The 20,379-nt window shown below is 67.7% G+C and carries 25 protein-coding genes and 1 tRNA gene; 12 read left to right on the top strand and 14 right to left on the bottom strand.

From position 1 onward, the window contains the following. Positions 1–91: 91 nt before the first annotated feature. Complete coding sequence (locus ACW17Z_RS09355; protein WP_492058440.1) at positions 92–1,174, top strand: methyl-accepting chemotaxis protein; 1,083 nt, start codon at positions 92–94, stop codon at positions 1,172–1,174. 40 nt (positions 1,175–1,214) lie between these two features. Here ACW17Z_RS09355 and ACW17Z_RS09350 read toward each other — a convergent pair. The 3 genes from ACW17Z_RS09350 to ACW17Z_RS09340 form a co-directional block, all read right to left on the bottom strand. Beyond that, positions 1,215–1,291: transfer RNA gene (locus tag ACW17Z_RS09350), tRNA-Arg, on the bottom strand. Between the two features lie 69 nt (positions 1,292–1,360). After that, positions 1,361–2,695 carry an NCS2 family permease gene (locus tag ACW17Z_RS09345; protein WP_492058439.1) on the bottom strand — a complete coding sequence of 445 codons (1,335 nt, stop codon included), beginning with the start codon at positions 2,693–2,695 and terminating at the stop codon, positions 1,361–1,363. A gap of 64 nt (positions 2,696–2,759) precedes the next feature. After that, a complete protein-coding gene (locus tag ACW17Z_RS09340; RefSeq protein ID WP_492058438.1) occupies positions 2,760–3,722 on the bottom strand; it encodes an ABC transporter ATP-binding protein in 963 nt (320 codons plus the stop codon). 172 nt (positions 3,723–3,894) lie between these two features. On the opposite strand from ACW17Z_RS09340, the gene ACW17Z_RS09335 reads away from it, so the two are divergent. Beyond that, positions 3,895–4,185 (top strand): zinc-finger domain-containing protein, encoded by a 291-nt coding sequence (locus ACW17Z_RS09335; RefSeq protein ID WP_419319680.1) that lies wholly within the window; start codon positions 3,895–3,897, stop codon positions 4,183–4,185. A gap of 66 nt (positions 4,186–4,251) precedes the next feature. After that, entirely contained in the window at positions 4,252–4,683 is a 432-nt protein-coding gene (locus tag ACW17Z_RS09330) for an acyl-CoA thioesterase (RefSeq protein ID WP_492058437.1), read from the top strand. Positions 4,684–4,725: 42 nt separating this feature from the next. Here the strand turns inward: ACW17Z_RS09330 and ACW17Z_RS09325 are convergent, their stop codons facing one another. The 5 genes from ACW17Z_RS09325 to chvI all read right to left on the bottom strand — a co-directional run bounded on the left by ACW17Z_RS09325 (position 4,726) and on the right by chvI (position 8,192). Beyond that, the gene (locus ACW17Z_RS09325) at positions 4,726–5,004 is read right to left on the bottom strand and encodes an HPr family phosphocarrier protein (RefSeq protein ID WP_419319682.1); all 279 of its coding nucleotides are present in this window, start codon (positions 5,002–5,004) and stop codon (positions 4,726–4,728) included. Next, positions 5,001–5,405 (bottom strand): PTS sugar transporter subunit IIA, encoded by a 405-nt coding sequence (locus ACW17Z_RS09320; protein WP_419319683.1) that lies wholly within the window; start codon positions 5,403–5,405, stop codon positions 5,001–5,003. The genes ACW17Z_RS09325 and ACW17Z_RS09320 overlap by 4 nt, the downstream gene beginning before the upstream one ends. Positions 5,406–5,480: 75 nt before the next feature. Continuing rightward, on the bottom strand, positions 5,481–5,915 hold the full coding sequence (locus ACW17Z_RS09315; protein ID WP_419319684.1) for an HPr kinase/phosphorylase: 435 nt from the start codon (positions 5,913–5,915) through the stop codon (positions 5,481–5,483). Continuing rightward, positions 5,912–7,510 carry a two-component sensor histidine kinase ChvG gene (chvG, locus tag ACW17Z_RS09310; protein WP_492058436.1) on the bottom strand — a complete coding sequence of 533 codons (1,599 nt, stop codon included), beginning with the start codon at positions 7,508–7,510 and terminating at the stop codon, positions 5,912–5,914. Before chvG ends, ACW17Z_RS09315 begins: the two co-directional genes overlap by 4 nt. Continuing rightward, positions 7,485–8,192 (bottom strand): two-component response regulator ChvI, encoded by a 708-nt coding sequence (gene chvI / locus ACW17Z_RS09305; protein ID WP_419319686.1) that lies wholly within the window; start codon positions 8,190–8,192, stop codon positions 7,485–7,487. Before chvI ends, chvG begins: the two co-directional genes overlap by 26 nt. A gap of 238 nt (positions 8,193–8,430) precedes the next feature. Between chvI and ACW17Z_RS09300 the strand changes: the two genes are divergently transcribed. Beyond that, entirely contained in the window at positions 8,431–10,134 is a 1,704-nt protein-coding gene (locus ACW17Z_RS09300) for a hypothetical protein (RefSeq protein ID WP_419319687.1), read from the top strand. A gap of 92 nt (positions 10,135–10,226) precedes the next feature. After that, positions 10,227–10,538 carry an EthD family reductase gene (locus ACW17Z_RS09295; protein ID WP_492058435.1) on the top strand — a complete coding sequence of 104 codons (312 nt, stop codon included), beginning with the start codon at positions 10,227–10,229 and terminating at the stop codon, positions 10,536–10,538. Here the strand turns inward: ACW17Z_RS09295 and pseC are convergent. Together pseC and pseB are read right to left on the bottom strand one after the other, a co-directional pair. Further along, a complete protein-coding gene (gene pseC / locus ACW17Z_RS09290) occupies positions 10,535–11,701 on the bottom strand; it encodes a UDP-4-amino-4,6-dideoxy-N-acetyl-beta-L-altrosamine transaminase (RefSeq protein ID WP_492058434.1) in 1,167 nt (388 codons plus the stop codon). The genes ACW17Z_RS09295 and pseC overlap by 4 nt on opposite strands. After that, entirely contained in the window at positions 11,701–12,738 is a 1,038-nt protein-coding gene (gene pseB / locus ACW17Z_RS09285; RefSeq protein ID WP_492058433.1) for a UDP-N-acetylglucosamine 4,6-dehydratase (inverting), read from the bottom strand. The genes pseC and pseB overlap by 1 nt, the downstream gene beginning before the upstream one ends. A 119-nt stretch (positions 12,739–12,857) precedes the next feature. On the opposite strand from pseB, the gene ACW17Z_RS09280 reads away from it, so the two are divergent. Together ACW17Z_RS09280 and ACW17Z_RS09275 are read left to right on the top strand one after the other, a co-directional pair. Then, entirely contained in the window at positions 12,858–13,265 is a 408-nt protein-coding gene (locus ACW17Z_RS09280) for a hypothetical protein (protein WP_419319691.1), read from the top strand. Between the two features lie 293 nt (positions 13,266–13,558). Then, the gene (locus tag ACW17Z_RS09275) at positions 13,559–13,834 is read left to right on the top strand and encodes a YjhX family toxin (protein WP_492058432.1); all 276 of its coding nucleotides are present in this window, start codon (positions 13,559–13,561) and stop codon (positions 13,832–13,834) included. On the opposite strand, the gene rsmD is transcribed toward ACW17Z_RS09275, so the two are convergent. After that, on the bottom strand, positions 13,835–14,401 hold the full coding sequence (rsmD, locus tag ACW17Z_RS09270) for a 16S rRNA (guanine(966)-N(2))-methyltransferase RsmD (protein WP_419253077.1): 567 nt from the start codon (positions 14,399–14,401) through the stop codon (positions 13,835–13,837). Positions 14,402–14,513: 112 nt separating this feature from the next. Here rsmD and ACW17Z_RS09265 point away from each other — a divergent pair, with 112 nt between their 5' ends. Next, positions 14,514–15,503 carry a CPBP family intramembrane glutamic endopeptidase gene (locus ACW17Z_RS09265; RefSeq protein ID WP_492058431.1) on the top strand — a complete coding sequence of 330 codons (990 nt, stop codon included), beginning with the start codon at positions 14,514–14,516 and terminating at the stop codon, positions 15,501–15,503. A 30-nt stretch (positions 15,504–15,533) separates the two neighbouring features. Here the strand turns inward: ACW17Z_RS09265 and ACW17Z_RS09260 are convergent, their stop codons facing one another. Further along, the gene (locus ACW17Z_RS09260) at positions 15,534–16,955 is read right to left on the bottom strand and encodes a pseudouridine synthase (RefSeq protein ID WP_492058430.1); all 1,422 of its coding nucleotides are present in this window, start codon (positions 16,953–16,955) and stop codon (positions 15,534–15,536) included. A 248-nt stretch (positions 16,956–17,203) separates the two neighbouring features. Here ACW17Z_RS09260 and ACW17Z_RS09255 point away from each other — a divergent pair, with 248 nt between their 5' ends. Continuing rightward, positions 17,204–17,659, top strand: a complete 456-nt coding sequence (locus ACW17Z_RS09255; RefSeq protein WP_492058429.1) for a nucleoside deaminase — start codon at positions 17,204–17,206, stop codon at positions 17,657–17,659. 84 nt (positions 17,660–17,743) lie between these two features. Here the strand turns inward: ACW17Z_RS09255 and ACW17Z_RS09250 are convergent, their stop codons facing one another. Both ACW17Z_RS09250 and ACW17Z_RS09245 read right to left on the bottom strand, forming a co-directional pair. Then, positions 17,744–17,848 carry a hypothetical protein gene (locus ACW17Z_RS09250; protein ID WP_419319699.1) on the bottom strand — a complete coding sequence of 35 codons (105 nt, stop codon included), beginning with the start codon at positions 17,846–17,848 and terminating at the stop codon, positions 17,744–17,746. Positions 17,849–17,924: 76 nt separating this feature from the next. After that, positions 17,925–18,383 (bottom strand): hypothetical protein, encoded by a 459-nt coding sequence (locus ACW17Z_RS09245; RefSeq protein WP_492058428.1) that lies wholly within the window; start codon positions 18,381–18,383, stop codon positions 17,925–17,927. 145 nt (positions 18,384–18,528) lie between these two features. Here ACW17Z_RS09245 and ACW17Z_RS09240 point away from each other — a divergent pair, with 145 nt between their 5' ends. From ACW17Z_RS09240 to ACW17Z_RS09230, 3 genes are all read left to right on the top strand, one after another. Continuing rightward, entirely contained in the window at positions 18,529–19,170 is a 642-nt protein-coding gene (locus ACW17Z_RS09240) for an HAD-IA family hydrolase (protein ID WP_419319701.1), read from the top strand. Positions 19,171–19,202: 32 nt separating this feature from the next. Continuing rightward, complete coding sequence (locus ACW17Z_RS09235) at positions 19,203–19,484, top strand: 4a-hydroxytetrahydrobiopterin dehydratase (RefSeq protein ID WP_492058427.1); 282 nt, start codon at positions 19,203–19,205, stop codon at positions 19,482–19,484. A 95-nt stretch (positions 19,485–19,579) separates the two neighbouring features. Then, a complete protein-coding gene (locus tag ACW17Z_RS09230; RefSeq protein ID WP_419253071.1) occupies positions 19,580–20,365 on the top strand; it encodes an SDR family oxidoreductase in 786 nt (261 codons plus the stop codon). Positions 20,366–20,379 lie beyond the last annotated feature (14 nt).

Below are 20,379 nucleotides of genomic sequence, written 5' to 3'. Positions count from 1 at the left end.
CGGCGATCTGACGCATGCCGCGAGTGACGCCGGCGTCAACTTGCGAAACTCTCGGGCGATTCGGCATAGAATTGCGTGAGGACCCTCCAAGTTGAAACAAGACGCCAGTCTGCGTCCGGAACGGATCCTGGATCTCTCCGAACGTCTGAGTGCGGTCGCGGGCGAAAAGATCGGCGAGATCACCCGCGTCAACCGCGCGGCCAAGATGCTCTCGATCAACGCCCTGATCGTCGCCGCCCGGGCGGGCGAGGCCGGCAAGGGCTTCGCCATCGTGGCCGAGGAATTCAAGAAGATCTCCACCGAGATCGACGCGGTCGCCGCCGCCCTGGAAAGCCAGGTGCGCGCCGATCTTGACGAACTGACCGCCATCGGCGGCGCGATCCTGGGCCACATGCGCGGCCAGCGCCTGGCCGACCTGGCCCTGAACGCCATCGAGATCGTCGACCGCAACCTCTACGAACGCACCTGCGATGTGCGCTGGTGGGCCACGGATTCCGCCGTCGTCGCCTGCGTCGACGACGCCTCTCCCGAGACCGCCCGTCACGCCAGCCAGCGTCTGGGCGTGATCCTGGACGCCTACACCGTCTATCTCGACCTGTGGATCTGCGACGCCCGCGGCAAGGTCGTGGCGACGGGGCGGCCGGACCGCTATCCCGGCGCCCGCAACATCTCGGCGGCCGACGCGTCCTGGTTCCGCGACGCCATAAAGACCGCCAGCGGCGACGATTTCATCGCCTGCGACATCGAGCGGGTGAAGGCCCTCAATGACGCCCCCGTCGCCACCTACGCCACGGCCATCCGTGAGGGCGGCCTGAGCCATGGCAAGGTGCTGGGCGTGCTGGGCGTTCACTTCGATTGGAAGCCCCAGGCCCAGGCCGTGGTCGACGGCGTGCGCCTGACCACCGAGGAGCGCAGCCGTTCAAGGGTCATGCTGCTGGACCAGAGGGGCCGCGTTCTGGCCTCCTCGGACGGTCGCGGCATCCTGACCGAGACCTTCCCGCTCAACACCTCTGACGGCGGCATGGGCAGCTATGCGGATGGCGACCTGACCGTCGGCTATGCCCTGACCCCTGGCTATGAAACCTACAAGGGCCTGGGCTGGTATGGCTGTCTGGTGCAAAGCAAGGAGCCGGCCACGATCCTCGAAACAATGGCCAAGTCGGTTGCCGCCTGAGCGCGGCAAGCGGACGGCCTTCTGGCGATGTTTCGGAGTTTGGCGCACCCGACAGGATTCGAACCTGTGACCTCTGCCTTCGGAGGGCAGCGCTCTATCCAGCTGAGCTACGGGTGCGTCCGCCTTGCGGGAACGGCGTCTTAGCCGAAAGGCGCGGTCGGCGCAAACGGGGTTATGCGTCGCCCGCTATTCTCCGCCCATATAAATGAAGCGGGCGATGAACAGGGCGGCCAGCACGAACAGCAGCCAGTCGCTGATCCGCGCCTGGCCTCGGGCCAGTTTCAGCGCCGCATAGCTGGTGATGCCGAACGCCAGGCCATTGGCGATCGAAAAGGTCAGCGGAATGGTGATCAGGGTCAGGAAGGCCGGGATGGCCACGCCGGGATCGTCCCACTCCACTTCGGCCAGCGAGCCGATCATCATGGCTCCCACCAGGATCAGGGCCGGCGCGGTGGCGGCGATCGGGATGGCCTGGACCAGGGGGGCGAAGAACAGGGTCAGCAGGAACAGCAGGCCGACAATGACCGCCGTCAAGCCGGTGCGACCGCCGGCCTGCACGCCCGAGGCGCTCTCGATATAGCTGACCACGGTGCTGGTGCCGGCCACCGAACCGGCGATGGTGGCCACCGAGTCGGCCAGCAGGATGCGGTTGAGGCGCGGGATCGAACCATCGGGCGCCACCAGCCCGGCCTTCTTGGTCACGGCCACCAGGGTGCCGACATTGTCGAACAGATCGACGAACAGGAACACGAAGATGATCTCGGCCATGGCCATCGCCATGCCGGCCTTGGCGCCGCCGCCCAGGTTCAGGGCGGCGGGAATGTCGAGCTGGAAGGCGGTGGCCGACAGCTCGGCGAGGGAATAGCCGCCCGGCGCGATCTTCGACAGGCCCATGAACCAGCCCAGAACCGCCACCAGCAGGATGCCGATCAGGATCGCGCCCTTCACCCGCCAGGCCATCAGTGCCCCGATGATCGCCAGGCCAGCCAGGGCCAGGATCGCGGTCGGCTTGGTCAGGTCACCCAGTCCGACCAGGGTGGCCGGATTGCTGACAATGATGCCGGCCTCCTTCAGGCCGATGAAGGCGATGAACAGGCCCACCCCCGCCGCCACGGCCGAGAACAGCGGCCGGGGAATAGCCCCGACGATCAGCTGGCGGATGCCAGCCACGGTCAGCACCAGGAAGGCCACACCGGACAGGAACACGCAGCCCAGGGCGGTTTGCCAGGGCACCCCCATGCCGATCACGACCGTGTAGGTGAAATAGGCGTTCAGCCCCATGCCGGGAGCCAGGGCGATCGGATAGTTGGCGATCAGCCCCATCAGAATGCAGCCGATGCCGGCCGCCAGGCAGGTGGCGGCGGCCACAGCGGCGACGGGCATGCCCGCCTCGCCCAGGATGGCCGGATTGACGATGACGATATAGGCCATGGTCAGGAAGGTGGTGACGCCGGCCAGCGCCTCGGTGCGCAGGTTGGTGCCCTGGGCCTTCAGGCCAAACTGGCGTTCCAGAAAACTCATCAACTCACCCCCGACTCTCGCCGTGGAGTTTGTCCAAGCGCCTCCCGAACGCAAGCGCTGACCGTCAGTCCTTGGTCGGATCGGCCGCGTTAGGGTCGCCATAGGTCAGGGAGACGAAGACGTCTTCCAGATCCGGGTCTTCGGTGGCGATGTCCTTGATGTGTATACCGCTGGCCCGCACCGCCGCCAGCACCTGCTCGACGCTGGACTGGCCCGTGCGATACGACACCGCGAACGCCCCGCCGGCCCGGATCTTGGTCTCGAAACCGGCCAGGGCCGGCGCGACCGTGACCGGCTGCTCGGGTGTGACCACCACATTGCGGCTGTCCATGCGCTTGAGAAGCGTGGCCGTCGGCTCGCAGGCCACCACCTCGCCGCGATTGACGATGGCGATCTGGTCGCACAGCTCCTGGGCTTCTTCCAGATAGTGGGTGGTCAGCACGATGGTGACGCCCAGCTCGTTGAGGCCCTTCACATAGCTCCAGAGCTGGCGGCGCAGCTCGACATCGACGCCGGCGGTCGGCTCATCGAGGATCAGCACCGGCGGCTGGTGGACCATGGCCTTGGCCACCATGAGGCGCCGCTTCATGCCGCCCGACAGCTGGCGGACATAGGCATTGGCCTTGTCGGACAGTCCCAGCGCATTGAGCAGTTCGTCGGTGCGGCGCTCGCTCTTGGGCACGCCGTACATGCCGGCCTGGACGTCCAGCGATTCGCGCGGCGTGAAGAAGACGTCGGTGGCCAGCTCCTGCGGCACCACCCCGATGGCGGCGCGGGCGTCGCGCGGCCTCTGGTCGATGTCGCGATCCCAGATCCGCACCGTGCCGCTGGTCTTGCGGGTCAGGCCGGCCAGGATGTTGATGAAAGTCGACTTGCCGGCCCCGTTGGGCCCCAGCAGGCCGAAGATCGAGCCGCGCGGGACCTTCAGGTCGATGCCGTTCAGGGCGCGCTTTTCCGGCGAGGTCTTGGTGGCGGCGTAGGTCTTGAACAGGCCTTCGGCTTCGATGGCGTAGGCGGGCAGGTCCATGCAACGTCCAGACAGGTCCCGAAGGGGACGATAGGGCCCAGGTAGGTCCCGCGGGGGACAATAGGGCAGGGAAGGCGCGCGGCTTGAATTGACGGCGGCGCGACAGGTCGCATAGGTATGCCTGCATCGCCGCCAAGCCAAGGCCGCGTCCAGACTTCAAGGGTTTTCGAACATGGCGCGCAAGGCCAAGACCGTCACCGCCACCGCTCCGACCGCCATGGACGTCACTGTGACGGCTATCGGCGCGGGGCCCGCGCCGGAAACCGTGATGGTCCGCTCGCACCGCATCGCCTGCGACGGCGTCGGCGGGGCCCTGGGCCATCCGCGCGTCTGGCTGGAAATGGGCGCGGCCGGCTTTGTCGACTGCCCCTATTGCGACCGCCGCTTCGTGGCGACCACGGCGGTTGGCGACGAGAACGAGCAATTGGCGCCGGGCGTCTACGAAGGCGCCGGCGGCCACTAGCGTTTTTCCGTTTGTCGCGTTCTCTTTGCGCGAACCGGTAGCCACTTCGCTCGAAAACGCTGACCCATGACCGACCTCGTTCCCGCCTCGCGCCGCGCCGAGACCCTGGCCGAGGCCTGGGCGGCGGCCGAGTGGCCGCATGAGGCGCCGGTTCTGCGCGCCATCGCCATGCCCTCCGACACCAATCCCGAAGGCGACATCTTTGGTGGCTGGCTGTTGTCGCAGATGGACCTGGCGGCGGCCTCGATCGCCTTCCATCGCGCGGCCGGTCGGTGCGCGACCATCGCCATCGACGGCATGACCTTTATCAGCCCGGTCTTCGTCGGCGACGAGGTCAGCCTGTTCGCCAAGGTCGTCCACACCGGTCGCACCTCGCTCAAGGTCGGGGTCGAGGCCTGGCGCCGCCCGCGCGACAGCGAGCAGGCGCACAAGGTCACCGAGGGCGTGTTCACCTTTGTGGCGATTGATGAGAACCGCAAATCGCGACCGCTGCCTTAGGCGCCAAGCGGCGGCCCGGCGCCCGCTTGGCCGCATAGAGCCCTAACGCTCTTCGTCGAACCGGTTGGCCACCAGTTCGCACAGCGCTTCAAGGGCAGTGTCCGCTTCGGGGCCTTCAGCGGCGATATCGATGGTCGAGCCGATGCCGGCGGCCAGCATCATCAGGCCCATGATCGAACGGGCGTCCACGCAGGCGCCGTCGCGGCTGACCGTCACCTCGGCGTCGAAACCAGCCGCCATCTTCACGAACTTGGCCGAGGCCCGGGCGTGCAATCCCCGTTCGTTGACGATTTCGACCGTCCGCTCCGCCATGCGACTCATTTTTCTCCCGCGAGCACGTAGGAGGCCACGGAGATATATTTCCGTCCAGCCTCCTGGGCGTGGGCGACGCAGGACTGCAGGTCCTCGCGCTGGCGCACGCTGGCCAGCTTGATCAGCATCGGCAGGTTCAGGCCGGCAATCACCTCGGCGCGGGTCTGTTCCATCACCGAGATGGCCAGATTGCTGGGCGTGCCGCCGAACATGTCGGTGAGCACAATCACGCCGCCGCCGCTGTCCACGACGGCGCACGCCTTCAGAATGTCGGAACGCCGACGTTCCATGTCGTCTTCAGGACCGATGCAGATCGCTTTCACCGCGGTCTGCGGGCCGACCACATGTTCCATGGCGGAGACAAACTCCTCCGCCAGACGCCCGTGCGTAACGATCACGAGCCCGATCATGCCAGATGTCTCAACCGGGATCCCCATAACCCGTGGCGGCCGGGAGGAGCCGCGCGGGCGCACTTGATACGCTCGTTAGAGAGCGACTCCAAGATGCTCCAGCATGCGTCTGATTTTCGCGGGCGCAGCGGGTTCCAGAGGCCACAGGTCGAAAACGGGAACGCTCACGCCGCAGAGGGTCTCGAAACGGGGCTGCGGCAGGCGTTCGACGCCGCTGGACGCGTCAACGCACCGCACGAGCAGAGCGATCCGGGCGAAGCCGATGACGGGGGTGGGGACGACGCCCAGACCCCGAATCTCGATCAGGCCGGACAGAGAATCAGGGGCCTTGCCATAAAGCTGGCCGCCCGAGGCGAAGACGACCGTGCGGTCGTCAGCCACCAGGGCGAAGCCTGATTCGACGGCGCGCAGGGCCAGATCGCTCTTGCCGACGCCTGAGGGACCCTCGATCAGGGCGCCGCGCCAGAGTCCGTCGCGGCGCAGGGCGATCAGGCCGGCGTGGCGGATCACTCGCGCGATTCCGGCAGGTCGACGGTGAAGCGCGCCCCCAGCAGGGCGCCGTCGGCGTCGACCCGGTTCTCGGCCTTCAGCTCGCCGCCGTGGGCCTCGACGATCTGGCGGGCGATGGACAGGCCAAGGCCCGAATTGCCGCCGAACGCCTTGCCCTTGGGCCGTGAGGTGTAGAAGCGCTCGAAAATGGTCTCGAGGTTCTCGGCCGGTATGCCGGGCCCGTCGTCGTCGATCGTGGTGACCAGCCGGCCGCGCGCCCGGGTCAGGACGACGCGGACCTCGCCGTCGGCGGGGCTGAACGAGCGGGCATTGTCGATCAGGTTGCGGAACACCTGGCCGATGGGGGTCTCGCGCGCCATCAGCCTGGCCGGCGCGAGCGGATCGCCGGTCGAGACGCTGACCCGCACGCTGCCGGGCGCGTCGCCGGGGCGCAGCTGGGCCTCGTACAGACTGGCGACCTCGGCCAGCAGTTTGGCCAGATCCAGCGCCTTGGGCGCCTCGCGCGACAGCTCTGCGTCCAGGCGCGAGGCGTTGGAGATGTCGGTGACCAGCCGGTCCAGGCGATTGACGTCGTTCTGCAGAATGGCCAGCAGCCGGGCCCGGGCGACGGGGTCGGAGACCAGATCCAGGGTCTCGATGGCCGAGCGGATCGAGGTCAGGGGGTTCTTGATCTCGTGGGCCACGTCGGCGGCGAAGCGCTCGATGCCGTCCATGCGCTCGGACAGCGAATGGGTCATCTCCTCGAGCGCGCGGGACAGGTCGCCGATCTCGTCCTGGCGCTTGGCGATGTCGGGCAGGGAGATGGCGCGCGCGCCCTCCAGACGCACCCGGTCGGCGGCGCGGGCCAGGCGCATCACCGGCTCGGCGATCAGCCGGTGCAGCAGGATCGACGAGATCAGGGTGGCGCTGATCGCCACCAGGATGAACGGCAGCAGGGCGCGGCGCTGGGCGGCGATGATCGAATCGACGTCGCCCGCCTCCAGGGTGAGAACGCCGAGCACCGCCCGCACATGCTGAATCGGAATCGAGACCGAGACCACCCGCTCGCCGTTTTCCGACATTCGGGTTCCGGCAACCATGGTCCCGCGCAGGGCCTGGGCGACCTCGTCATCCAGGGCCTTGCCGGCGCGTTCCGACTTGGCCCTGGCGGCAGGATCCTCGCCGGGGCCCTGGTCCAGCTCGCCTGGCTTGCGGGCCGGGGGCAGTACCTTCCACTCGACGCGGTCAGCCACCACGAAGCTGTCGGCCAGTACATTGCCCTGGGCGTCAAACAGCCGCGCCCGCTGCGAGCGCGGGATGAATAGCGCCTGGAAGATGTCGCTGGCGTAGTAGGCATTGAGCGCGGGCTCGGGTTCGCCGACCGTGGCAGCCTGGTCAATGACCCGGGCGATCAGCTCGCCCTGGGTGGTCAGGCTTTCGACCCGGGCGTTGACCAGACCACTGCGCAGTTCATTAAGCACCAGCGCCCCGATCACCAGGATCGCCAGCGCCAGCACATTCAGACCAATGATCAGCCGGCCCAGACGCGAGCCGCGCGGCCAGGCCCAGCGACGCCGTGGCGCGCCGGCGTCAGGCTTCGCGATAACGATAGCCAACGCCGTACAGGGTCTCGATGGAGTCGAACTCGGGATCGACCTGGCGGAACTTCTTGCGCATCCGCTTGATGTGGCTGTCGATCGTGCGGTCGTCGACATAGACCTGATCGTCGTAGGCGGCGTCCATCAGGTTGTCGCGGCTCTTCACGAAGCCGGGGCGCTGGGCCAGGGACTGCAACAGCAGGAACTCGGTGACGGTCAGGCGGACGGGCTTGCCTTCCCACAGGCTGTCGTGGCGTGCGGGGTCCAGGGTCAGCTTGCCGCGCTTCATCATCTTGGAGCCCGCCAGGCCGGCGGCGATCGACGGTTCCTCATCCTCGGGACGGGCCCGGCGCAGCACGGCCTTCACGCGTTCCAGCAGCAGGCGCTGGCTGAACGGCTTGTGCATGTAGTCGTCGGCGCCGAGATTGAAGCCGAGGATCTCGTCGATCTCGTCGTCCTTCGAGGTCAGCATGATGACCGGGATCTCGGAGGTCTGGCGCAGGCGGCGCAGAACTTCCATGCCGTCCATGCGCGGCATCTTGACGTCCAGGATGACCAGGTCCGGTGCCTGGCTCTCGACGGCCTCAAGGCCCGAGGCGCCATCGTAATAGGCCTTAACTGTGTGGCCGTGGCTTTCGAGGGCCAGCGAGACCGAAGCGACGATATTCTCGTCGTCGTCTATGAGCGTGATAGCGGCCATGGAGCCTGTCTGATCCTTCAACCTTCGTCTTGAGGCGATCCTATCGACCCCCCGCAGTCGCTTCAACGCATCGCGCGGCAAAGCTTTCCCAAAGGGGTGTCGCCGCCCTTTGCGGCCCCAGCGTGGCGCGATTGCGGCTGAAGGTCCCAGGACCGCCCAGCTTCAGCGCGAACGACGCGCCTCAACCTCGCTTTAAGGTGTTGTAGCCGATAACCAAGGCTACGGGAGCCCCTAGCCCATGAGTGATGTCCATTACGAACTTTTCGTGCGCCGCAAGGCCGGCGCACAGTGGGTCCTGGAAATGGCCACGGAAGTTCGCACGGCTGCGCTCCAGAACGCCGAGGAATGCCTGACCTCGGGCCGCGCCGTCGCCGTTCGGGTCAGCAAGGAAACCCTGGACCGCGAGTCCGGCGAATACAGATCCATCGCCATCTTCACCAAGGGCATGGTCGACGGCGGCAAGCCCAAGAAGGAGGTCGAGGATCTCGATCCCCTCTGCGTCCAGCCGGCAGATCTCTATACCGCCCACGCCCGCGACCGGATCGGTCGCCTGCTCGAGGGCTGGCTGGCCCGGCACAACGCCACGCCGTTCGAACTGCTGCACCGTCCCGACCTGGTCGAGAAGCTGGAAGCCTCCGGCACCGACCTGCAGCACGCCCTGCAAAAGATCGCCATTCCCGAGGCCGAAGCGCGAGGGATGTCGGTCCACGAACTGATCCGCACCTTCCAGGGTCTGGTCGAGCGCTCGGTCGCCAATTTGATGAAGGCCTTCAAGAAGGGCCAGCTGCCGGACCTCGACAAGGAAGGGTTCGCCAAGGCCGCCACGCGCCTGGCCACCGATCCTGACCGCGCCTTCCTGCTGGGGGCCGGCGTCGCCGCCTCGATCGCGCCCGGCGTCAGCTGGTCCGACAAGATCGCCCGCCTGCTGGATCTGGCCGACGCCGCCCCGACCGAACCGGGTCCCCGCGCCCTGGCCCTGCACGCCATCGAACAGCCCCTGGCCGAGATCATCGGTTCGCGCGCCGGCATGGCCGACCTGCTGGGCACGGCCAACGATCTTGGATCCACCCTGGCGGCCATGACCCGCTTGACGGGCGGCGCCCAGGTCGAGGCCCTGATCCGCATGCAGGCCCAGGTCCGCGCCTGCATGCCCGAGCTGTCGGGCACCGCCAAGCGCCTGAGCGAATGGCTCAGCGGCGATCATTTCGCCCCTGTCCGCGCCTCGATCGCCAAGCGGGTGCTGGCCGAACTGAACGGCGTGCGCCGGCTCAAGCCCACCGACGCCGAGGCCGAGATCGAATTTCTGCGGGCCCTGGCCATGAGCCTGACGGCCGCCGCCGGACGCATTCTGCCGCCTGAAGACATCCAGGCCGCCTTCACCGTCCGTTCCAAGACCCTGCTCAACGGCGAGTTCATCGAGGCCCTGCTCGGGCGCGACCGCTCGGCCCGCGAGGAGGTCGTGATCCTGATCCGCCTGGCCGAGAACGTCATGGGCGCGGTCAACAAGCGTCAGGCAGCCCGCTGGCTGAGCGCCAACATCACCGCCCTGCGGTTCGAAAAGGAACTGCGGCAGGGCCCCGATTCGCCGGCCTCGAAGCTGGCGGCGCTGGCCGGCCTGCAAAAGACCGTCACGCGGTCGGGCCTGGTGCGCGAAGACTACGAACCCTTGTGCAACAAGCTCGGCGAACTGGGCTCGCAGGTCGAGATCGACAGCCGGCTGCTGGCCATGCTGGTCCGCGCCCCGGCGCCGCTGGCTCATCGCCTGGCCCTGCTGGTCAAGCTGGCCACGGGCGAGGCTGGCCCCACAGGGCCGGTGGCCGACCGGGCCAAGATGGAAGCCTTCAAGCTGGCCCGAGATCCGGCGGCCCGCGAGGAACTGGCGGCCTCACCGGCGACCATGGATCTGCTCAGGGGCCTGATGCAGAGCGCCCAGGCCGCCTGACGCGCGCCTGCGCGGCTTGCGACACGCCCGGGGATGCCTAAGCTGGGTCCAGAGCCGCGCCAACAGGGCAGCGGCGACCCGGGGATGGACACATGGTGATCTTCAGCGTGCTCTATGCGGCGGCTGACGGCGCGCATTTCGACCATGACTATTACAATGCCACCCATATCCCGCTGGTCCACGAGGCCTTCGCCTCGACCGGCCTGACGGGTGTGCAGGTGTTCAAGGGTCTGTCGGCGGGCGATGGCGGCCCCGCGCCCTTTATCGCGATGGCGCATCTGGCGTTCCGCGACGCCGCCGCCCTGCAGGCCTCGCTGGGCGGGCCCCGCGCCGCCGAGGTGCTGGCCGATGTGGCCAAGTTCACCAACCTCCAGCCGATCGCCCAGGTCAGCGCGCTGGTCTAGCGGGGCAACACCCTGCCCAGCGCTTCGACCACGCGATCCACATCGCTGTCGGCCATGGTCGGATAGAGCGGCAGGGTCAGGCAGCGGTCGTACCAGGCCTGGGCGCCGGGCAGGTCGAGCGCGCCGTAGCGCTTCGCGTAATAGGGCTGCTGGTGCACCGGAATGTAGTGAACCTGCGTGCCGACGCCGTGAGCCTTCAGGCCATCGACCACCATCCGGCGGGTGATCCCCAGGGCGTCGAAATCGATCAGCACGGTCAGCAGGTGCAGGGCCGCGTCGGAATAGTCCGGGCTGGTCGCCAGGCGCACGCGGGGGGACAGCGCCTCCAGCCGTTCGACATAGAGCGCGGTCAGGGCCCGGCGGCGCGCGACGAAGCGGTCCAGCTTGGCCAGCTGCGACAGACCCAGGGCGCACAGCACGTCGGGGATGCGATAGTTGAAGCCCAGCTCAGGCATCTCGTACCACCAGGGATCGCCCCCCAGCGGCCGCACCATGCCGTGGCCGCGCAGGGACCGGGCCCGCGCCGCGAGGTCCCCGTCATTGGTGGTCAGCATGCCGCCCTCGCCGGTGGCCAGGGTCTTGACCGGGTGGAACGAGAAGCTGGCGAAGGCTGAGTAAGCGCCGTCGCCGACCGGATGCTCCACCCCGTCAAAGGTGGCGATCGAGCCCAGGGCGTGGGGCGCGTCTTCCACCAGCACCGCCCCGGCCGCGCTGGCCATGGCCCGCATCGCCGGCAGGTCGCAGACATCGCCGCGCAGATGCACCGGCAGAATGGCCCGCACCCGACGGTCGCCGCAGCGGGCCAGGGCCTGGGCCAGGGTGTCGGGCGTCATCAGGCCCGTGTCGGGATCGACATCGGCGAACACCACCTCGGCCCCCACATAGCGGGCGCAGTTGGCGGTCGCCAGAAAGGTGATCGACGGCGCGATACAGACATCGCCCTCCCCCACACCCAGGGCCAGCATGGCCAGGTGCAGGGTGGCGGTGCCGTTGCTGACGGCGATGGCGTGCCCGGCCCCGACCTTGGTCTTGAAGGCCGTCTCAAAGGCCTCGACCGTCGGGCCGGTGGTCAGGAAATCAGAGCGCAGGGCGGCCGCGACGGCGGCGACGTCGTCGTCCTCGATGGTCTGGCGACCGTAGGGGAGGAACGGGGCGCCCGTCATCAGCGCGCCTTCTCCTCCAGCATGGCCAGCAGGCCCTGCGCCGACAGCCAGTCGTCATTGTTGTCGCTGCTGTAGCAGAAGCCTTCCTCGGCCGGCTTGGCGCCGTCCTCGGGGCCAAAGCGCTTGCGGGGATATTCGACGAAGGTGGGCTCGATCACATAGCGGTCGGAGAGCTCGACTGTGGCCCGCGCGTCGTCGGCGCTGATCATCATCTCGTGCAGCTTTTCGCCTGGTCGGATGCCGATGACCTTGACCCCGGCGGTCGGCGACATGGCCTTGACCAGATCGGGCATGGTCATGGACGGGATCTTGGGCACGAAGATCTCGCCGCCGCGCATCAGGTCCAGCGACGAGAGCACGAAGTTCACCCCCTCGTTCAGGGTGATCCAGAAGCGGGTCATGCGCGCATCGGTGATCGGCAGTTCGGTGGCGCCGTTGGCCAGCAGGCGCTTGAACAGCGGCACGACGCTGCCGCGCGAGCCGACGACATTGCCATAGCGGACCACCGCAAAGCGGGTGCCGATATCGCCCGACAGATTATTGGCCGCCACGAAGGTCTTGTCCGAGGCCAGCTTGGTCGCGCCGTACAGGTTGATCGGGTTGCAGGCCTTGTCGGTCGACAGGGCGACCACCTTTTTCACCCCATTGGTCAGGCTGGCCCAGACCACGTTCTCGGCCCCCAGCACATTGGTGTGGATGCATTCGGACGGGTTGTATTCGGCCGCCGGCACCTGTTTCAGGGCGGCGGCATGGATGACGATGTCGACCCCGCGCAGGGCCAGGGTCAGGCGCTCGCGGTCACGCACGTCGCCCAGAAAGAAGCGCATCTTGGCATAGGTCGCGTCATCGAACTGCTCGCGCAGCTCCATCTGCATGTCGCTCTGCTTCAATTCGTCGCGGGAGTAGACGATGACCTTCCGCGGGTTCGAGAGCTTCAGAACCGTCTCGATGAACCGTCGGCCAAAAGAGCCGGTGCCGCCGGTGATCAGGATCACCTTGCCGTCGAGATCGAGGGTTTTCGGGAAAAAACGGCCCAAGTTCAGCCTCCTACCGCCCCCGCCGCGAAGAGTCGCGAGGATTGCGATTCGTGGTTAACGCTCCTTTGTCGCGCCTAGGCGTAAAGAGGACGTCAACCACGTCTTGCTAAGCATACCGCATGCGCCGCGCCCTGACCCTTCTTCCGCTCGTTCTTGCCAGCGTCCTGGCGGCCTCGGCGTCTCCGGCCTTGGCCAGTTCCGCCAAGAAGGAGGAGAAGGCGCCCGTCACCTATTTCGCCTTCAAGCCCCTGACTGCGGTCGCCCTGCGGCGGGATGGGCGACGGGGCGTGCTGACGCTTGAAGCCGGCATCGAGGCCAAGGATCCCAAGCTGATGGAGCGCGCCCAGCAGTCGGAGCCACGCCTGCGCGCCGCCTTCGCCCAGGTGCTGATGACCTACGCCTCGGGCATGCGGCGCGGCGATCCGCCGGATGTCGACTACCTGTCGCGGGAAATGCAGAAGACCGCCGACAAGGTGCTGGGCAAGTCCGGCAGCCGGGTGCTGCTGGGCTCGGCGCTCATGAACTGATCCATCCTGCGCTTCCGCGGCCTGCACCGGGCCGGGCGGCCATGGGATGCGCTTGAGTTTCGGCATCCTGGAGCTAGGATGGCCCGTCACTCCAACGGTGGTTTTATGTCCGAGATTGTAAGCGAGGCCCGGGCCTAGCAGGCTCCGAACCCTCCGGTTCGCCAGTCGATCAGGCCCTGATCCGTCCGCAGCCCCTGCGGATGCGCCCAGTCGTGTCCGCACTCCGAGAATGAGCGGGTCTCTCCGAGATCCGGGGGTTTGCGTTCCCACGCCTCGATCCTCGGACAATCTCCTTGAACATCTCCAAAGCGCAGCAACGCACGCTGCATGCCCTGGCGCAGGGCGCCCGTATCGAACCCGTACGCGACGACCATGGCCGCCTGGTCGACGTCGACTGCATCACCCGCGAGGGCTGGCGGCTGAGCGACTGCTCTCTGAGCGTCTTCAAGGCGCTGAAGGCGCGGCGGCTGATCGCCAGCCGGGGTGGCGGGCCCTATCGCATCACGCGGGAGGGCGCGGTCAGCCTGAGGTCCCAGCTCGACAACCGCGTCACCGCGCGCGGCTGGTAGCTACTCGGCGACCTTGAGGAACAGGACACGCGCGGCGCCATAGTCGCGCGTGTCCAAGACCGTGAAGCCCGGCGTGGCGGGCTCGGGCTCGTCGCGGCCGCGCTCGAACATCACGATGGCGCCGGGCTTCAGCCAGCCATGGGCCAGCAACTGGGCCAGGGCCTTCTCGCCTAGGCCCTTGGCGTAGGGCGGATCCAGGAAGGCGATGTCGAACGGCGCGCCGACGCTGGACGGCGGCAGGCCAAGATCGGTGGCGTCGCGGCGATGCACGCGGGTGACACCGAACAGATTCATGGCGTCGATGTTCTCGCGGATCGCGCCGCGCGCCGGATCGGCGGTCTCGACAAACAGGCAGAAGGCCGCGCCCCGCGACAGGGCTTCCAGTCCCAGGGCGCCCGAGCCCGCGAACAGGTCGACGACGCGCGCACCGTGCAGCTCCGGCGCCCAGGCGGCGTGCTCCAGGATGTTGAACACCGCCTGGCGCGCGCGGTCGGAGGTCGGCCGGGTGGCGTCGCCGGGCGGGGCGACGATGGCCTTGCCGCGATACTGGCCGGAAACGATGCGCATTGGGCTGCAATCCCTGTCTGGAGCGGCGTGTGTGCCGCTGTTGCGGGGCCACGGCAAGCCGGACGCTTTACAAGTTTTGATGGGCGCTCTCTTAGTCGCTCCAAGAACAGGGGTGTCAGAAAACGCGATGGCGATAGCGGCGATCTTCGAAGCGATGCGGGAGTCGAGGTTTCTCGCCGACCTGACGCCCTATGATCGCGACGCGCGCCGTCTGGCCGTCGCAGTCCCGGTAGGCGTGCTGGCCGCCGTCGCCGCCGCCGTGCTGGGCGCGGCCTCGGCCTGCCTGCTGGTGATGGTGGTGGTCAGCGGCCTGGACGGCGCGCCGGCTGCCGCCGCGCTGTTTGCCGTGTTCGACCAGCCGGCCCGGGCCGAGACCGAGGGTCTGGCTTCGCTGTTCCTGCTGTCGGTGCTGGCCGGGGTCAATGGCGCCGCCGCCCTGGCCTTCGTCGCCGTGAGCGCCGGGCTGAGCCATCGGCCGATCCGTCGCTATGCCGTCGTGGGCGGTGTTTTTCGTACCCGTCTGCTGGTAGCGGGGCTGGTTCTGGTGGGCGCGATCATGGTGGCGATGGTGATCGTCGCCGCCAGTCTGGGCGCGGGCGCGCCGACGCCGCCGATCCTGGCGCTGGCCTCGACAAGCCTGGGGCGCGCCACCTATGCCGGCTTCGCCATCATGCTGCTGGTGATCGCCGCCGCCGCCGAGGAGATCGTGTTCCGAGGCTGGCTGCTGAAGCACGCCGGCGCGTTCACGCGCAGTCCGGTGATCCTGATGGCGGTCAATGGTCTGCTGTTCGCGCTGATCCACTTTGACCCCAATCCCGGCGCCTTCCTGATCCGGGCGGCCATGGGCGCGGGTCTGACCTGGATGACCCTGCGCACCGGCGGCATCGAGCTGGCGATCGGCGCCCACGCGGCCAACAACATCGTCATCCTGCTGCTGCTACGTCCCCTGTCCCTGACCCCCGAGGCGCTGCATCCGTTCCAGTTGACCTCACTGGTCGGCGCGGTCGGGATCGGGGCCGGCTACGCCCTGCTGGCCGAAGCGGTGGTGCGTTGGCCGATCGTCACCCGCTGGTTCGGCAGCCGCGACACGGCCACGATCTAACGCCGGCACAAGGGCCGACGACGCCCAAGCCTAGCGCGGCTTTTTGGGGCCTTTGTACGGACGCGGCGCGCCCGGCCTGGCCTCAAACGCGGCGGGGGCCGAGCGGGATGACGTCTCGGCGGCCGGCTTCGAGCCGGGCTTGCTGTAGGGCTTGCCGCCCGCGCTTGCGGGCCTGGCGAACGCCTTCGCGCCTGTCTTGCCCGGTTCGGCTGAACGGGCGGCGAAGCCGGCGCGCGCCGGCTTCGCCGCTGAGGGCTTGCCGGCCGCCGCCTTGTCGAAGGACCTGGCCCCGGCCACGCCGCCCGCCGCCTTGGACCCGAACGACTTGGGGCCTGTCGCGGCCTTGGCCCCACGCGGGGTCAGATGGTCCGGCTTGGGGCCGATCATCTTGCTCTCGATGGACTTGGGGGCGCGCTTGATCGGCTTGACGCCGGCGATGACGACCTTCTTCTTCGGCTTGGCCCAGCCGGCCTTGTAGACCGGCTTTTCCAGCGTCCGCTCACCGGGTTCGAGAACCTTGGGCAGGGGCGCGGACTTGATGGCCCGGCGCTGCAGTTCGCCGCCCTTGGCGGTGCCCGGCGCGTGCAGAGGATCGGCCACGCCCATGAATTGCGGCTTGTCGCCGGTGGGCATGTCTTCCTCGGCCACCAGCCCGGCCAGCAGCTCGCGGATCACCCGGGGGCCGACTTCTTCCACCTGGCCCGGCATCAGGGTGGCCAGGGCGAACGGGCCATAGGAGAGGCGGATCAGGCGATTGACCTTCAGGTCCAGATGCTCGAGCACCCGGCGGATTTCCCGGTTCTTGCCCTCGGTCAGCGAGATGGTGATCCAGATGTTCTTGCCGCCGCCGGCCTTGTCCTGGGCCTTGTCGACCTTGGCTTCGATCGGGCCATAGCGCACGCCCTCGATGGTGACGCCGTCCTTCAGCCGGTCCAGCCGCGCCTGATCGGTATGGCCAAAGGCGCGGACGCGATAGCGGCGCACCCAGCCATTGTTGGGCGCTTCCAGCTTGCGCGACAGCTCGCCGTCATTGGTCAGCAGCAGCAGGCCTTCAGAGTTCAGGTCAAGGCGCCCCACCGAGATCAGGCGCGGCAGCTCGCGCGGCAGGGCCTGGAACACCGTCGGGCGTTCCTTGGGATCGTTGTGGGTAGTCATCAGACCAGTGGGCTTGTTGTAGCGGAACAGCCGCGTCGGCTCGCGTTCGGCCACCAACTTGCCGTCGACGGTCAGGAAGTCGCCGGGGCCCACCTTCACCGCCGGGGTGGTCAGGACCTTGCCATTGATGGCGACGCGGCCGGCCTCGATCAGCCGCTCGACCTCGCGCCGCGAGGCCACACCCGCGCGGGCCAGGGCCTTGGCGACGCGCTCGCCCGTCGACGGATCGTCGAGGTCGCCATCGTGACCGGGCTCGTACAGAGGGTCGTGGGGCGTGTTGGGGGGCAGGTCGTTCATGGTCGGTCCTTCGAAGGGCAGGGCGCATCTCTCGATGGGCTGGACGCCAAATGCGCACCGAACGCGGTCAGGATCAAGGTTGCGGCGTTTGCGCCGTTCTGAAAATGACATACTGAAAGTCGGTGATCTTCGAGGCGACCCTGAAGTCTGCGCTGCGGCTTCGCTGTCTTCAGGCCCGCCGCGTCACCTTGCTGGCCTTGGAGGGCTAGACCATTTCCGATCCTCTGCGCCTGACCGATGAAGCCGCCATGGCCATCGCCCTGGACGAAGCCCGCGCCGCCGCCGCGCGCGGCGAGACGCCGGTCGGGGCGGTGATCCTTGATCCCAAGAGCGGCGAGATCCTGGGCGTCGCCGGCAACGGTCCGATCGCCGCCCATGACCCGACGGCGCATGCCGAGATCGCCGTGATGCGGCAGGTGGCTGCCAAGCTGGAAAACTATCGGCTGACCGATCTGACGCTTGTCGTGACTCTGGAGCCCTGCGCCATGTGCGCTGGCGCGATCAGCCATGCGCGGATCGGACGGGTGGTGTTCGGAGCCGAAGATCCCAAGGGCGGCGCCGTGGTTCACGGCCCGCGCTTCTTCGCCCAGCCGACCTGCCACTGGCGGCCGGAGGTGACGGGCGGGGTGATGGCCCAGGAAAGCGCCGACCTGCTGCGGGGCTTCTTCCGCGAGCGGCGGGGGCGGCCAAAGCCTGCGATCTGATCACCCCTCCACCCGCCCTGGCACAAGGCGCGGGCCGGGCGGTCCTGTTCCATTCCGGCGCCAGGACGCCTGGCCGGAAGGTCCCTAGTAGACGATGCCGAGGCTGCTGATGCCGATGGCGGCCACTACGAAGGCGGCGATGGCGATCAGTTCGTAGCGTTTGAAGAATGGCTTGGTTGGCGTGCGCATGTTCAGGTCCCCCGTCCCAAATTGGTTCGTCGGGAAGGACCGCCCGCAAGGCTCAGGCCAAGGTTAGGGTCAAAGGTCAGGGTCGTTTTCCGGGCCAGACCAGGAAGCCGTCGGCGTCGCGGCCGGCGACGCGGTACTCGGTAAACCGCGAGGGGCCGGGGCCGTAGCGGTCTTCCCGCCGGTCGTGGGCGCGCGGATCGTGGCCGCCGCCGTAGCGATCGGCGTGATGGGCCGGCAGGGTCTCGACCTCAAGCGGTCGGTGGCCATAACCCCACGGGTCAAGGCCGGACCAGCCGCGTTGCCCGTCGCATTCCACGCGGTCCCAGCGATAGGCGCCGCCGGGGCCGGTGATCCGCCGGGTCACGCAATCGCCGGGCCCGGTGTTGGGCGGCAGCAGCTCCGGATCCAGCGGCAGTCCGGGTCGCGACACCGGCGGTCCGCCCCTCAGGCCCTGATCGGAACCCGCAGCCATGGCGGCGCCGGCGAGCAGGGCGCCGGCTGCGGCGACACAGAAGGACAGGCGGGAAAAGATCATGGAACGCTCCTGGACCCGCAGCAAAGCATTAACAAAGGTTAACGGCGTGCGGGTTCACCCGGCGCGCGAACGGAGCGTCACCGCAGGCGCTTGCCTCGCGTCGAGCCGCGCCCTACCGTCGATCAAACAACTGTTTGAGGACTGCATGGCGATCGAGGCGGTGATCTGGGATTTCGGCGGTGTCTTCACCACCTCGCCATTCGAGGCTTTCCGCCGCTACGAGGCGCAGCGGGGCCTGCCGACCGACTTCATCCGCACGGTCAATTCCACCGACCCTGACACCAATGCCTGGGCGCGGTTCGAGCGGTCCGAGATCGACGCGGCGGGCTTTGACGCCTTGTTCCTGGAAGAGGCCACGCGCCTAGGCCACGCGGTGCGCGGGGCCGATGTGTTGCCGCTGCTGTATGGCGACCTGCGCCCCAGGGTGCTGGCGGCGATGCTGGCCTGCAAGGCGCGGTTCAAGGTCGGCTGCATCACCAACAATGTCACCACCGGCCATGGCGCGGGCATGGCCTCGAGCGCCGAAAAGGCCGCCGCCGTCGGCGAGATCATGGGCCATTTCGCGGTGGTGATCGAAAGCTCCAAGGCCGGGGTCCGCAAGCCTGATCCGCGCATCTATCTGATGATGTGCGAGGCCCTGAACGTCGCGCCGGAAAACTGCGTCTATCTCGACGACCTGGGGGTCAACTGCAAACCGGCCGCCGCCCTGGGCATGACCGCGATCAAGGTCTCCAGCGAGGACCAGCTGCTCGCCGACCTTGCGAAGGCGACCGGATTGGCGTTCTGAAGGGGGATCATCCCTTCGCGTCAGGACCTGCCATGTCACGCCCCCGGATCGGCGCCGCCGCCGCTGTTGCGCAGCTTTCGGGCTGGAGCGCCGCGCCGGACAAGGACGCCATCACCAAGACGTTCAAGTTCGCCGATTTCAATGCCGCCTTCGGCTTCATGACCCGCGTGGCCCTGATGGCCGACAAGCTGGATCACCATCCCGAATGGTTCAATGTCTACAACCGGGTCGAGGTGCTGCTGACCACCCATGACGCCGATGGCGTGACGGAGCTGGATCTGGCTTTGGCGACGTTCATGGACTCAGTGGCTTAGCGCCAAGGTCGGACGCCGCCTCCAAAACCGTTTCCCCCTTCCGCCCCGACCCCTTCCAGTTCAAACTAATGTTTGAATAATTGGGAGGACGCCAAATGGCGCAGAACACGGGCCGGGTCGCCGGCAAGAAGGCCTTCATCACCGGCGGGGCCCAGGGTCTGGGCGCGGCGGCCGGGCGCATGCTGGCCAGCCAGGGCGCCAAGGTCAGCCTGGCCGACATCAACCTGGCCGGAGCCCAGGCGGTCGCCGACGAGATCAACGCCGCCCACGGGGCCGGCACGGCCTTCGCCTTTGAGTTGGATGTCACCCAGGAAGACGAATGGATCGCGGTGCTTGAGAAGGCCACCGAGGCCATGGGCGGCCTGTCGGTGCTGGTCAACAATGCCGGCATCGGCGGCGATGGTCCGATCGAGAGCCTCGATTTCGCCCTCTGGAAGAAGGTGATGTCGGTCAATGTCGACTCGGTCTTCCTGGGCGCCAAGCACGCCCTGACCCACATGCGGGCCCATCAGCCGGGCTCGATCATCAATCTGAGCTCGATCGCCGGCCTGATCGCCAATGGCAATTCGCCGGCCTACAACGCCTCCAAGGCGGCGGTCTGGCTGCTGTCCAAGAACATCGCGCTGTACTGCGCCAAGATGAAGCTGGATATCCGCTCCAACTCGATCCACCCGACCTTCATCGACACCCCGATCCTCGACGGTTTTACCGCCCGGTTCGGCAAGGAAGAGGCCCACGCCAAGCTGGCGCGGCAGGTTCCGCTGGGCCGGATCGGCGAGCCCAACGACATCGCCAACGCCGTGCTCTACCTCGCCAGCGACGAGAGCAAGTTCATGACCGGCGCCGAGATCAAGGTCGACGGCGGCATTTCGGCGATGTGACGGAGCCGGGCTAG

This window comes from Caulobacter sp. GSs2 (assembly GCF_058680895.1).
The sequence above is the reverse complement of the archived record's forward strand: the minus strand, read 5'-3'. Positions and strand labels throughout refer to the sequence as shown.